Raw genomic sequence first — 14,185 nt, forward strand, 5'->3', positions numbered from 1 at the left:
TCGTTAATGTTTTATAATTATCAGACATACGACTTAACTTACGCAGCATGATTACGTCAAAAGAAATATAATTATCAACTATTTATGAGAAAAGCTGTTTTATTATCTATGATGGTCATGCTGTCCATGATGACAAGCATGGCGCAGGTCAAGGGTTCAATGGTGGTCAAGACAGAATCCGGACAGGTAAAAGGTTTTGACCACGAAGGAACGATGGGATTCCTTGGCATTCCCTATGCAAAGATTGAGCGCTTCATGCCACCATTGCCCGTAGACAAGTGGGACACAATCCGCGTCTGCGACCACTGGGGTCCACAGGCCATGCAGAACACTGGAGGTCGCGAGCTCAGCGAGACAGAGATGTCAGAGAAGAACTCCTGTGTTCTGAATGTGTGGACCACCAACAAAAAGGGCTCTAAGCCCGTGATGGTATGGTTGCACGGAGGCGGCTTCGACTCAGGCACCTCGGCCTGGGATCCAGGCATGCAGTTGGCCAAAAAAGACGTGGTGGTTGTCAGTGTCAACCACCGTCTGAACATCCTCGGTTTCCTCGACCTATCAGCATGTTCCGAGCAATACAAGTATTCTGGCAATGTGGGTATGCTCGACATCGTTCAGGCCCTGCAGTGGATTCAGAAGAACATTCGCCAGTTTGGTGGCGACCCTTCCAACGTGACTATCTTCGGCGAGTCTGGTGGTGGTGGAAAGGTGGGAACCCTACTCTCCATGCCGTCGGCCAAGGGACTGTTTCACAAGGCCATCATCATGAGTGGTACCATCCTCAATATCAACACGAAGGCCATGACTGAGGAACTGGGCAAGGCTGTACTGAAGGAGCTGAACATCGATAACACCCATATTGACCGCATCAAGGACGTACCCTACCAGGAACTTTATGCAGCTGGTCAAAGAGCGATGGCAGCCAGCATCGGCACACGCAAGCCTGGCACTCCCATGATGTGGGGATTCGGGCCCACCCCCGATGGTGAAACCCTTCTGCAGCAACCTTTCCAGAATGGTTTCTCAGACATCTCCACAGACATACCTATCCTCATTGGTACGACCTTTAACGAACTACAGCCCCTACGCTATGACCAACCGATTACAATGGACGATGCCCGCAAGGAACTGATGAGAACCTTCGGCTTCGATACGAACAACTATATCAAGGCTTTTGCCGAGGCCTATCCCGACTATACGCCACAAGACCTACTGAGCATCGACTGGCTGTTCCGCGCCAAGACCATCATCACGGCCGACGAAATTGCCGAGAGTCGGAATGCCAAGACTTGGATGTATCTTTTCACATGGCGTTCACCAGTGAACAAAGGCTGTGTCCACGGCCATGAGCTGAAGTTCTGTTTCAACACCCTCCATCGCGCTGGACACGACCTGCCAGAGCCCTCCGAGGCCGACCTCAAGTTGGCCGACACCATGAGCAACGTGTGGGCACAGTTTGCCAAGACAGGTGATCCCAATATCGCTTCATTGCCATCATGGCAGCCCTATACCAAGGCTAACGGTGAGCTGATGGTATTCGATCACCAGTGCACCATCCGCAACAACCCCGATCGCAAGCTGCAACAGATTATCGACAAGCACTGTTTCCAGCAGCTCGACGAGTTCCGGCAGGATCAGAAGCGCCTAAAGCTAAGTATCGGAAATGTGACGATGAAGATCGATGCCGAGAACGGTGGTAAGATCATGTCACTGAAATGTGGCGGTCAAGAAGTAATCTCACAGTCGCGCTGGCCAGAGTCGTTTGGTAGCACCTTCTGGACCAGTCCTCAGAAAGAGTGGAACTGGCCTCCCGTGCCCGAGTATGATAAGCAGTCCTACAGCGTGGAGCAGAAAGACGGTCAACTGATCATGACCAGTCAGGTAAATAATAAACTAGGCTTCCGCGTCCGAAAGACATTCAGCACCGATCCGAAAGACGGTGCCATCATCGTCACCTATTCCCTCACCAACGAGAGTAGCGAGACCCGTCAGGTAGCACCTTGGGAGATTACCCGTGTGCCCAACGAAAGGAGCCTCATCTTTTTCGAGGCGCCCTCCGACAGCATCTGGCCTAAGGGACTGATGGACTTCAAAGATGCACATAACATCGCCTGGTATCAGCCCGACGAGACCAACGAGAACCGCAAGGTGAATGCCGACGGAAAGGGTTGGCTGGCATACTACAACAACGAGAGTAGTCTGCTTCTCATCAAGCGCTTCGACGATCTGAACACCTCACAGCCAGCCCCTGGTGAGGCCGAGATACAGGTCTATGTGAACCGTGGCAAGAGTTATATCGAGTTGGAGAGTCAGGGCGCCTATACCAGTCTGAAGCCCCAGGAGCAACTCTGCTGGACTGTACGCTGGTATCTCCAGCCCTTCCAGTCTTCATCCACCGAAGAACTTGCCAAGAAGGTGAGAGAGATTATCTACACGAAATAAACCGCATAATAACTAAACCAACAATACTATATGAAGAGAATCTTCCTATCACTAACCGTATTTGCCACGACCGTTGGCTGGGCGCAAGACCTGAAACTGAACGAGCTGGAATATTTCGAGCGTCAGGGGGTGAACGTCCTTGTATTCAATAACAGTTTCAACGGGGCCTTCAATGACGAGAAGAACTCAGGCATTGAGATTATCCATCACGGCGTACGCACTATCCAAGGCGGAGCCGTCCGTCTGAACAACACGCCCGAGCAATGGGATCTGGTGCCAAAGATGACGAGTCGTAAGGTGGACAAGGACAACCAGAGCATCGAAGTTGGCATGTGCTATGACGACTACGACTTCGACAGTCGCGTGGTGGTCACCGCCAAAGGCAAGGCCGTGGAGATTGCCATCTGGCTCGACAAGCCCGTGCCCGAGGAGCTGGCTGGTAAGGCTGGTCTCAATATGGAGTTTCTGCCCTCACAATACTGGCTAAAGACCTTCACGATGGACGGACGCCTGAACCGTTTTCCGCGCTACGCCACCAGTCAGACTGTGACTCATCCAAACAGTGAGAAACCTCGTCAGTTCAAGGGTTTCAAGACCTACGACGATCGCGGTACTAACCGCTTTGTGGACCCATGTCCGCTGGAGACTGGTCACAGCATCGTCATGGCCTCTGATGCCCCCGAACGAATGATCCGCATCAGCAGCGACGACGCTGAGTTGCAGCTCTTCGATGGCCGTATGCTGGCACAGAACGGTTGGTTCGTGCTTCGTAGTGTCCTTCCAGAGGGTAAGACAGGTAAGGTTGTCACCTGGACCGTCGAACCTCATGCCATTCCAGGCTGGATCCGTGAGCCGAACATCGGATTCTCACAGGTGGGATACGTGCCAGACCAGCCGAAGGTAGCCGTCATCGAGCTCGACAAGCAAGACAAGGCTAAGGCCACGGCCTCACTTATCCGTATCAAAGACGACGGCACCACAGAAGAGATCTACAAGGGTGCTATCATTCCTTGGGGACCCTACTTCAAATACAACTACGTGAAGTTCGACTTCTCCAGTGTCCAGGAACCAGGTGTCTATTATATCCAGTATGGCGACACGAAGACGAACAACTTCCTCATCGATGAGCACGTCTATGATAAGATCACCGATGCCACCACCGATGTGTGGGTGCCCATCCACATGAACCATATGTATGTGAACGAAGGCTATCGCACCTGGCATGGTGAGCCTTTCAAGGAGGGTTATCTCCAAGCACCGCCCACCGATCATTTCGACAATCATTTCCAGAAATCACCCATCGACACGAAGTACAAGGCCTATGAGCTCATCCCAGGGCTGAACATCGGCGGTTTCTTCGATGCTGGCGATTTCGACATCGAGACAGGTGCCAATATCAGTGTGGTACAGAACTTCATCCGCGCCTGGGAGCTCTTCAAGCCCGAACGCGACGAGACCTTCGTCAGTCAGAAGCAGCGCTATGTCGACCTGCACCGTCCCGATGGCGTGCCTGATATCCTGCAGTTCATCGAACATGGCACCCTGAACCTCGTGGCACAGGCCGAACAGATCGGACACATGGCCACAACCCTTTCGAACTCCGTGCTCGACAACTACCACCACCTGGGCGATGCCGCCTCGATCACCGATGGCCTGCACTACGACCCCAGCCTGAAACCCTATGAGGTGTCGGCCGATGGCAAGCGCAGTGGTACCCCCGACGACATGTGGGCCTTCACCACCCGTAATGCCCACCTCGACGTCCTCGCCGCCACCATGTTTGCCGCCGCCAGCCGTGCCCTCAAGGGCTACAACGACGAGTTGGCCGAGCGTGCTCTCACCCAGTCGAAGCGACTATTGAAAGAGGGTACCGAACTCATGAGTCAGCAGAGCAGAGCAGGCGTGATGGAGATGGACTTCAGCTGGATTGACGGTTTCATGGGACGAAACATGAACATCAAACCAGACAAGCAACGCCAGAAACTGATGGAACGCAGTCGGAGAAAAAGAGAGCAACTCGGCGACATGGCCACCAACCTGCAACTCTATGGTGCCACGCACGAGAAACAATACCTCGACAACTTCGAGACGCAGATATGGGATGCCCTTGAACTGAACGTGTCCATGAACATGCAGACAGCCCTAGATGCCATGCCCTACATGGACGAGGCCTACAAGCAGAAGTTGCGCCCATACGTGGAGAAATACAACGACTACATCAAGAGCTTCGACAAGAACAACCCTTACGGCGTACCCATCGGACTGGGCAACTGGGCTGGTGTGAACATGATTCTCAACTTTGGTGTCACCGTGAACTATGCCCGTCAGTACTTCCCCGACATCATCAAGAAAGAAGAGATCTATCGCGCGGCCAACTGGCTTTACGGCTGTCACCCCTATCACAACTACTCGTTCGTGGCCGTAGTGGGTGCCGCCCGCCCGAAGCAGGTGTTCTATGGCAACAACCGTGCCGACTTCTCTGCCATCCCAGGCAATGTGGCCCCAGGTCTGTTGTTCCGTCAGCCCGACCATTTCGAGAACTTCGATGACTGGCCCTTCCTCTGGGGACAGAACGAGGGAACGATTGCTGGCAACACCCAGTATATCATCTTCGGCACAGCACTCAAGGACCTCGTGACAAAATAGAAAAACTCATACGCAATCAGCCTGCATAAAAGATAGGCAAAGAGGCAGAACGGTCAACCAACCGCTCTGCCTTCTTGCTTTAAAAAAAGTTAATCTCCCCCCGTGGTCTGCAAGATTTCCGCTTTTTCAGGTTATATTGACAGAAACAAAGCTTTAAAACCATACAACAATGCACAAAAGACTTATCAACACGATTATAGTCATCGCAGTAGGCGTGCTCGTGGTCACCTCATGTAATAATGATGAACACCACAAGGAGTTCACCAAAGACTGGGATCCCTCCTACCTCTGGGCTGTCATCCAGACTACAGGAGCCCCTCAGCCCGACGGTCATTTTGCTCCGAGCGACAGCGTAATCACTATCGGCAACATCGAGTCGTTCGATCCTACCGACTCTACGTTCTATTTCCGCGATACAGAATACCTCGATTCGGTGGCCTTTCCCACACCGCCACACGAGATATATTTCTTCAACCAGAACCAACTGCTGTTCAAGGCTAATCTTTCTGCCATCCACTCGAGCCATTTCGTGCCAGCCCCAGTTCTCATGAAGGAAATGATTTATGACGGCCCACAGGGTTTATCTGTCTATAAACTGCATCTCCCCCAGCACTACACGGGAAGCCTCACGGATGATGCGAACAACGAGCAGCAGTCCAAAGGCTTTACCCAGATGCTCAACATCCTCGGCAGAAATGGCCGTCTCGTCATCAAGAATTAATAAGCCATAGTATAGATTTAGGTTGATTTATTATTGTTGTTAGTACAGGGCATGCCCTACGGCCGTACCACCAGTCTATCACCCGTGAGATCCACCTCGAAGAAGCGCGGGATCCTCACTGTACGGCCGTAGGCATCCTGGCTATGACTGTGCACAGACATCATCCACTGACCGTCGAACCGTTGGAAGAGCATGCTGTGCCCATAGTTCGGGGGTGTCACAGGCTCTGGCTCCTGTATCCACGGGCCATCGAGCGTACCACTCTGCGAGTAGGCCACCCCCTGCGTATAGTCGCCGAACACCCACGATGTCCAGAGCATACCCAGTCGTCCTGAACCTGTACGGAACAGCCACGGTCCGTCAGTCACCTTGTTCCAGGTCACCTGTCCGTTCTCATCCTTCTCTCTGCTCCAGGGTGAGTCGCTGGCACGGAACAGCACCTTCGGCTCCCCCACCGTCCCACTTAAGTCCGGTTTCAATTCGATTTTCTCTATGGTCCCGTTCCAATTCTGTAGCCATTCTCCACAGAACACCATATAAGGTTTCCCATCCGTGTCGCGCCAGAAAGTACCATCAAGTGTTGGTCTGCCAGCTGGAAGGTAGGTCGCATCACCAAAAGCGCGATATGGTCCCATAGGATCGTCCGCACGTAACACCTGACATGCCCGCCGTTCAATCACATTCCCCCGTACCGTGTCGATCTTCACCTCACGGTTTGTGAACGTCGCAAAGTAATAGTATTTCCCATCACCAGTCTGATGCAGTTCCGCAGCCCAGATCATCGGATGCGGTCCCATCCATGAGTCAGCCTCGAAAGACGTCACCACGAACGGTCCTTCCCACCGTTTCAGGTCGCTGCTGCGCCACATCATGCCGCCCGTACCCGTCATGTAATACAGACCCGTCTTCTGATCCGCCAGCACAGCAGGGTCACTCAGTCGTATCGACTCGAGCGGGATGTCATGTTTCACCTTCGGCACCCATCCCTGAGCCGCAGTTCCCTGCACGCAGGCCATGAGGCACATCACAGAAAACGTCTTATAAAATCGTGCTATAAAACCCATCCCATTTACTTCTGTCCGCCATAGACATTGTACGACACGTTCTCTGGGCGCCACTTGTCCTTCGGCTTCGGCTGCTCGGCAGGATAGCCTATCACCAGCGTGTTCAGTGGTACGATGCTCTCTGGAAGTCCCAGTACGCGGCGCACGCTTTCCTCTCGTGCATTGTTAGGGTATGTACCCGTCCAGACGGCACCCAGCCCCATGGCATGCGCTGCCAACAGGATATTCTCCGTGGCCGCCGAGCAGTCCTGTACCCAGTACGCCTGCAACGGTCCATCAAGTGCCTTGCTCATATCACCGCACACCACGATGGCCAGTGGAGCCCTGCGCACCATACCCGCATTCGGGTTTACCTCAGCCAGTCCTGCCAGTTTTTCCTTGTCTGTCACCACGATGAAGTGCCACGGTTGTCTGTTCACGGCCGTGGGAGCAGCCATGCCAGCCCTAAGCAACGTCTCAACGGTTTCGGCGCTCACGGCCTGGTCAGTATACCTGCGCACGCTAGTACGCGTCATGATATTCTCCAGAATGCTAGCGCCTTCGCAATTCTTCGGGGTCACAGTCTTTACTTCCTGACCGTTGGCGGCTGTCATCGACAGCACCCCAGCCAATGCCATTAAAAATCTTTTCATATTCATAATCTCAGGTTTTCTTTTCATCTTGTTTTTTCACACGACTCTTCACTCTGCAAAGATACAAAAAAAAGCGAGAAATCAAATGTTTTGCCATCAGAAATAGATACCTCCCTGCAACGTCACACTTTGCCCGGAGGAAAGTGGGAGTTTCATCGGAGGAAAGTCGGACTTTCCTCGGAGGAAACCTCGAGGGCGCCAAAACGTTCTGAAAACGGAGCTCTCAGAGTCGTCCGAGCACCTGACACATTTTGTATACTTCCGCAGGACGGATTGAGTAACGATGATGACTGACAGAAAGCTCCGTAAGCGCTTATTGCTCTAAATCAAGACGTTAGACAAACAAACGACTAAGAGGTGCGTGCGCTTGCATGGAAAGGGATTATTTTGTACCTTTGCATGCTCAAAAGCAGGATAACCATATAATAATATGCCGAATAACTCACTGAAGAAACAACTGAGGGTACTTACAATACCTGTGTTCATAGAGATCGCACTCGTGATGATGCTGGGGGCGGTGGACACCGTGATGCTCAGTCGATATAGCGACAACAGTGTGGCTGCGGTGGGGCTAGACAACCAGCTCATATCGCTGGTGTTCCTCGTGTATCAGTTCTTCTCGATGGGTGCCGCCATCCTCTGTGCCCAGTATTTCGGTGCCGGACTGAAACAGCGATTGGTGCAAGTGGTGGGTATGGCATTGGTGGTGAACCTGCTCATAGGACTATCGGTGAGTGCCATGCTGTTCTTCTTCGCAGAGAGTCTGCTTCATCTGATGGGCCTGCGCCCAGAACTGATGGGCGACGGCTTGGTGTACCTGCGACTAGTGGGAGCATTCTCGTTCTTCCAAGCCCTATCGCTGACCTTCTCGGCCTCACTTAGAAGTGCCGACAAGGTGGTATACCCGATGATCGTAACGGGCATCGTGAATGTGACAAACATGTTGGGCAACTATGCCCTGATATTCGGCCACTGGGGTTTCCCGCGCATGGGTGTCGAGGGGGCGGCCCTGGCCACGGTGGTGAGCCGAGGTATCTCGATGATTCTGTTGGGCACAATCCATTTCCGTGTACATATCAGACGCTTCCCGCTACGATACTTCAGGCCGATGCCCTGGCAGGAACTGCGCAACCTGTTGCATATCGGCATACCAGCGATGAGCGAGAACATATCGTACAGTCTGTCGCAGGTGGTGATCACATATTTCATCAACCAGATCAGCAACGAGGCATTGGCAGCGCGGACATACTGTGTGAACATGATCATGTTCGTGTATCTGTTCTGCGTGAGTTCGACGCAGGGAGGTGAGATCCTCGTGGGCCATCTTGTGGGTCAGCGACGGCATCAGGCGGCCTACGTGCTGGGCAACTATTTCTTCCGACTGTCGCTGATCATCACACTAGCAGGATCGGCTCTGCTCGCTCTGACGGGAAAAGGCATCCTGACAATGTTCACGGACAATGAGGAGATCATACGGATGGGATGCTGGGTGCTGGTGATCGACCTGTTCCTGGAAGTGGGGCGCACATCGAACATCTTCGCCGTAGGCACGCTCAGGGCGACGGGCGACGCAATATATCCTGTGGTGATCGGAATCATATATCAGTGGAGCATCGCCGTGGGACTGGGGTATGTGCTGGGTATCCCGCTAGGCTATGGTCTGTTGGGCATGTGGGTAGCCTTCGCGCTGGACGAGAATGTCCGTGGGGTGATCCTCATGCGACGCTGGCGCTCGAAGAAATGGACTGACAAGGGTTTCGTGAAGGCTTAGCAATCGCCTCCGTCGTAGTCTGACTGCTAGTAGTCGTCTTGGTTGTAATCCTGTTGATTGAGGTATTCCTGGTCAATGTCTGCCTGTTCATAGCTTCTCTCGTTCTCTCGTTCCGACGCCTTGATGGCATCACCGTAGCCAGTCAGGGCTGAGAACGGTGCAAACTGCGCCGCTCGATTCCACATCGACATCTGCGGATGACGCTTCGAGACATGATGCGGCAGGTTGATAATATCGTCATATTTCCCCATTGTACTTTATTATGCTTGATGTCCCCCTATCTGTTGATTGCGCTCCTTGGCAGTAGCCCCCTCCTCGAAGTTCAGTCCCCTGAGGATGGCGTTCTTTCCGAAACGCTGTTTAATCTTCAACTGCGCCTCCTGCACACGACGTTCCTTCTCGAGCCAAGCCTGTTCCTTCTGGCGCTGTTCGTCTCTGGCCTCATAATCCGCAAACAAGTCGAGTTGCTCTGGTTCTGTCTGTCTGACGGCAAGAGAGTCCTCCGTCATCACATGATTAGTCGTCAGGTTCAGCCGTCGAATGAGCAGGTCAGGATTGACGATGCGATCGAAGAGCTCTGCCGCCCCCTCCATGATGAGCCTTGACGACGAGGTAGGCATACCGATGCTGAACGTTCCATGAGCATGTTTCGGTACCTGCTTACCATAGTAGTTCGTGGTTATCAAACCGCGATATCGAGCCCGAATCTCCAGGCGTGTCAGGCACTCCGCATCATAGCCAACAGTCAGCACCAACTGATCCGTCACCAATCGCTTCGATACCAGTTCTAGAGCCATAGCCTCGGCCATCTCCTGCACGACTACACGGGCTTTTCTGAAGGTATACGGTTCCTTTAACACCTGCCCACTACTGAAGGAGTTGGTCTCTGGACGATAGGCCTTCACAGCCTCCATCGTACATGGTTCCCAGCCCCATGCATGATCAATCAGCAGTTCCGCATTCACGCCAAAGAGTCGATAGAGCTGTTCCTCGTTCCGCACAGACATACGCGCCAACTCACCCATCGTATCAATGCCATAGAAAGCCAGCGTCTTTGCAATACCATGCCCTACCCGCCAGAACCTCGTAATCGGCCGGTAGTCCCATAGTTTCTGGCGATACGTCATCTCGTCGAGCTCGGCGATGCGCACCCCGTCCTTGTCGGCAGGCATCGTCTTGGCCACGATGTCCATTGCCACCTTACAGAGATACATATTCGTGCCGATGCCTGCCGTAGCCGTGATACCCGTCTGCGAGAGTACATCGCAGATCATCTTCATCGTCAACTGATGAGCCGTCATCTTATAACTGCCCAGATAGGCCGTTACGTCCATGATCACCTCGTCAATCGAATATACATGGATATCTTCTGGCGCAACATATTTCAAATAAATGCTATATATCTTTGAACTCACTTCAATATAGTGTGCCATCTGCGGCTTAGCTGCAATATAGTCCACGGCCCAATCAGGATGAGTCTGCAGTTCCGTGTCCGATACCGATTTCCCCATCAAACGATGAGAGGCTGTCCGACACTGTCGCTGATAGTTCACCTCACGTATCCGCTGTACTACCTCAAAGAGACGAGCCCTACCGCTGATACCATACTGTTTCAGCGATGGAGAGACAGCCAGACAGATTGTCTTCTCCGTACGGCTCACATCAGCCACCACCAGATTCGTGGTCAGGGGATTAAGCCCTCTGTCCACACACTCCACTGAAGCGTAGAACGACTTCAGGTCGATAGCAATATAGGTGCGCTGTTTGTCTGACATCTGTTTGTCATTCTCAAGATTCCTCGCAAAGTTATGAAAAATCTCCGTATTCTGTATGGAATAGCACCCTTTTTGCACGATTTTCCACAAATCATAGCTATAATTATGGTATTTATATTATCTTTGTCCCTTGTAAATGGCAAGATTACGCCACCTCTGGAATATCAGAGACAAAACGACCAAAAACCAACCGATATGTACACCAGAAGCATTCTTATCACATCGGCCATATTGATGGCAACGATTTCTGTGACAGCTAAAAGTCAGATTGAATCCGTTTCGGACTTGGTTACCTTCTCAAAGAAGGACTTTGCCGATACCATCAAGATTAAGATGATGCACGGACAAGTTGTTGTGCCCGTTGAGATTGAAGGAAGCACAAAGTATCTGTTGTTCGACACAGGCAGTCCGATTGGCCTGTGGTTCGGTGAGGAGGAAGAATGGATGAAGCCAATAGATACAGACAGCATAACATTTTATGACGTAAACAATCAACAGAATACGCACGTGATGTATCAATGCAAGTCGATGAAGCTTGGCAGTCTTGTGATTGAGCATTACCCTCTGACGGTCGAGGCTACGATGCGAAATGTGTTATGCAACGAGTTTGACGGTATATTGGGCTTCAACCTCGTAGGGCAAGGGCTGTCGTTCAAACTCGACACAAAAGACAGTCTGCTGATTGTCACTGACAGAAAGGGATTTTTTGCCGCTGAAGAGAAGAATCAACCAGCTGCAAGATACAGACTGATTAGAAAATCGCGCCCCGTGGTGACCATCGACCTATCTTTTGGATATATGGAGACCGTTTTCGACACTGGAGCACAGAACACATGGCTTTTGGTGCCACAGAAAGATCTGAACAGATGGTTGACAAAACGACCCCAAAAGAGGAAGATGGTGGACGAGATAACAACTGCTATCGACACGACCATCAACACTAGCTGGGGCATATATGGCTGGTCGAGAGACACCCTTGAAGAGCGCATCCTTCATTTCCCATCAGTAAAGATAGGCAGACTGGGTATCAACGACCTGTATGTATCTACCGCCCATCAGACTTCGAGAGTTGGCGCCGCTTTGTTAAGACACGCCTCACTGATTATCGATTCGAATAAGAAGCGTTTCGTGTTTCTTCCGCACAACGGGCAACAGCAAATCGTCGTAAGCAACGAAGAGGTTGGTTCTTTGTCATTCCTACCCGCAGAGGCAGACGACACGCTGGGTGTGTTGAAAGCCGTTGTACGTAAGGGTTCGACACCTTACAAGAAAGGCATACGTACGGGAGACTACCTAATAGAAGCCAACGACACACCTATCACAGACCTCTGCTCGTATAGACGGATGGAGACGGATGGCAAGGAAGCACGACTGAAGTTTCGGAGTCCAGACGGTTCTGAGAAACAAGTTACACTGAAAAGAACACATTAAATAAAACACAAAACGAACAAATATGAAAAAAGTAATCCGCACTCCACAGGCTCCAGCAGCCATCGGGCCATATAGTCAGGCCATTCAAACTATCGGAAACCTCGTATTCACCTCTGGACAGATACCCATAGATCCCGCTACAGGTACACTCGTTGATGGAGGTATTATGGAACAGACTCGTCAGTCACTCATGAACGTACAGGCGATTCTTAAAGAAGCAGGACTGACGATGGGTAATGTCGCAAAGACCACAGTTTTCATGGCTGACATGAACGATTTTGCCAATATGAATGCTGTGTACGCAGAATTCTTCACAGAACCATATCCTGCCCGTTCGGCCGTGGCCGTCAAATCCCTCCCCAAGGGTGCTTTGGTCGAGATTGAGGTCGTCGCAGAGAGGTAAGAAAAAGAAAAGAGAGTCCACGCAGGACTCCCTTTTCTTGATTATCGTAGTTTCCCTTCAGCAAGCCCAAGGATTGATTATCTGATCAGGCGATAGGAGGCCACGTCACGAGCCCTGACAATGATGCGGCGATCGGTCTTGTTCTTCACGCTAGTCTTTCCCTCGGTCTTATGCGTCCACAGATTGTACACTTTATACACGGTTGTATCAAAAGCAGTACTCTGCTTGCTCACCTGCTCATCGGTGAGATTAAAGTCCTGCCAGTTCATCTCACAAGTGATATCCTGGCGGGTGGGATTGAGGATGGTAAAGGCCCAGTCACCACCAGCCAAGGGCTTAAACCAGAACTGCAGACCGTCACGATCCTTATAATGTAGTCCCTGAACGCCTAACGTATCCTGATCAACAGCAATCATCTCCTTGTTCATGATGATACGACGGGTAGCCTCGCTCATTGAGCGCAAATCATTGCCGAGAATCAAAGGACTGGCCATCATGCACCACATAGTGAAGTGGGCGCGATCCTCATTCTCCGTCATGCCGTTACCAACCTCCAGCATGTCGGGGTCGTTCCAATGCCCTTTGCCGGCATACTGTCGCAAAGTGTCATTAAATTGTATGCACTGCATCACTCCGAACTGCGTATAACCTGGGAAGATACGCAGAGAGTCGAAGTCGCACCAGATATCAGGCGTGGTACGCCAAGAATGTCCTACTTCCCTCGCCCACTTCCACGGACGACTATTACCCCACTCACACATGCTGAGCAGGATAGGACGACCAGCTGCGCGGAGGGCGTCGCTGATCAAATGATAGGCTCCTATAGGATTGATATTCGTTGTGTTACACCAGTCGTATTTCAGATAGTCAACTCCCCAACGGGCATACTGGATGGCATCCTGATACTCGTGACCGAGTGAGCCAGACATCCCAGCACAGGTAGCTGTGCCTGCATCACTATATATACCAAGCTTAAGACCTTTGCTGTGCACATAGTCGGCCACAGCCTTTATGCCGTTGGGAAAACGAACGGGGTCTGACTGGATAAAGCCATTGCCATCACGCTGTCCATGCCAGCAGTCGTCAATATTGATATAGGTGTAACCAACATCACGTAACCCACTCTCCACCATCGCATCAGCGATACCTTTAATAATCTCTTCAGAGATATTTCCTTGAAACTTGTTCCACGTACTCCATCCCATCTGCGGAGTGTCAGCCAATTTCTCCCATTTTTGTGCCCTTACAGGCATCACCATCAGGGCAATCATACCGCCCAAGATAATCATTTTGATTAAAC

Annotated in this window: 11 protein-coding genes; 6 read left to right on the forward strand and 5 right to left on the reverse strand. The window is 51.7% G+C overall.

The features are described 5' to 3' along the window. Positions 1 to 84 precede the first annotated feature (84 nt). From BLU99_RS03860 to BLU99_RS03870, 3 genes are all read left to right on the forward strand, one after another. A complete protein-coding gene (locus BLU99_RS03860; protein ID WP_091899828.1) occupies positions 85 to 2,442 on the forward strand; it encodes a carboxylesterase family protein in 2,358 nt (785 codons plus the stop codon). Between the two features lie 30 nt (positions 2,443 to 2,472). After that, on the forward strand, positions 2,473 to 5,088 hold the full coding sequence (locus BLU99_RS03865) for a cellulase N-terminal Ig-like domain-containing protein (protein WP_091899829.1): 2,616 nt from the start codon (positions 2,473 to 2,475) through the stop codon (positions 5,086 to 5,088). Positions 5,089 to 5,257: 169 nt separating this feature from the next. Then, the gene (locus BLU99_RS03870) at positions 5,258 to 5,809 is read left to right on the forward strand and encodes a hypothetical protein (protein WP_091899830.1); all 552 of its coding nucleotides are present in this window, start codon (positions 5,258 to 5,260) and stop codon (positions 5,807 to 5,809) included. A gap of 56 nt (positions 5,810 to 5,865) precedes the next feature. Here the strand turns inward: BLU99_RS03870 and BLU99_RS03875 are convergent, their stop codons facing one another. Together BLU99_RS03875 and BLU99_RS03880 are read right to left on the reverse strand one after the other, a co-directional pair. Further along, entirely contained in the window at positions 5,866 to 6,825 is a 960-nt protein-coding gene (locus tag BLU99_RS03875) for a glycoside hydrolase family 43 protein (RefSeq protein WP_369807698.1), read from the reverse strand. Positions 6,826 to 6,878: 53 nt separating this feature from the next. Further along, positions 6,879 to 7,505, reverse strand: coding sequence for a nitroreductase family protein (locus BLU99_RS03880; protein ID WP_255397429.1), 627 nt, complete (start codon positions 7,503 to 7,505; stop codon positions 6,879 to 6,881). A 430-nt stretch (positions 7,506 to 7,935) separates the two neighbouring features. Between BLU99_RS03880 and BLU99_RS03885 the strand changes: the two genes are divergently transcribed. Next, on the forward strand, positions 7,936 to 9,276 hold the full coding sequence (locus BLU99_RS03885) for an MATE family efflux transporter (RefSeq protein ID WP_091899832.1): 1,341 nt from the start codon (positions 7,936 to 7,938) through the stop codon (positions 9,274 to 9,276). A gap of 26 nt (positions 9,277 to 9,302) precedes the next feature. Here BLU99_RS03885 and BLU99_RS03890 read toward each other — a convergent pair whose 3' ends face one another. After that, positions 9,303 to 9,527: a hypothetical protein gene (locus BLU99_RS03890; protein WP_091899833.1), complete on the reverse strand. Its 225-nt coding sequence runs from the start codon at positions 9,525 to 9,527 to the stop codon at positions 9,303 to 9,305. Between the two features lie 9 nt (positions 9,528 to 9,536). Next, on the reverse strand, positions 9,537 to 11,051 hold the full coding sequence (locus BLU99_RS03895; protein ID WP_091899834.1) for a Y-family DNA polymerase: 1,515 nt from the start codon (positions 11,049 to 11,051) through the stop codon (positions 9,537 to 9,539). A 195-nt stretch (positions 11,052 to 11,246) separates the two neighbouring features. Here BLU99_RS03895 and BLU99_RS03900 point away from each other — a divergent pair, with 195 nt between their 5' ends. After that, complete coding sequence (locus BLU99_RS03900) at positions 11,247 to 12,482, forward strand: PDZ domain-containing protein (protein WP_144006083.1); 1,236 nt, start codon at positions 11,247 to 11,249, stop codon at positions 12,480 to 12,482. 22 nt (positions 12,483 to 12,504) lie between these two features. Beyond that, the gene (locus BLU99_RS03905) at positions 12,505 to 12,885 is read left to right on the forward strand and encodes a RidA family protein (RefSeq protein ID WP_091899836.1); all 381 of its coding nucleotides are present in this window, start codon (positions 12,505 to 12,507) and stop codon (positions 12,883 to 12,885) included. Between the two features lie 77 nt (positions 12,886 to 12,962). On the opposite strand, the gene BLU99_RS03910 is transcribed toward BLU99_RS03905, so the two are convergent. After that, positions 12,963 to 14,174, reverse strand: coding sequence for a glycoside hydrolase family 27 protein (locus BLU99_RS03910; RefSeq protein ID WP_369807699.1), 1,212 nt, complete (start codon positions 14,172 to 14,174; stop codon positions 12,963 to 12,965). Positions 14,175 to 14,185 lie beyond the last annotated feature (11 nt).

Source organism: Prevotella sp. lc2012 (assembly GCF_900107065.1).
Classification (GTDB): Bacteria; Bacteroidota; Bacteroidia; order Bacteroidales; family Bacteroidaceae; genus Prevotella.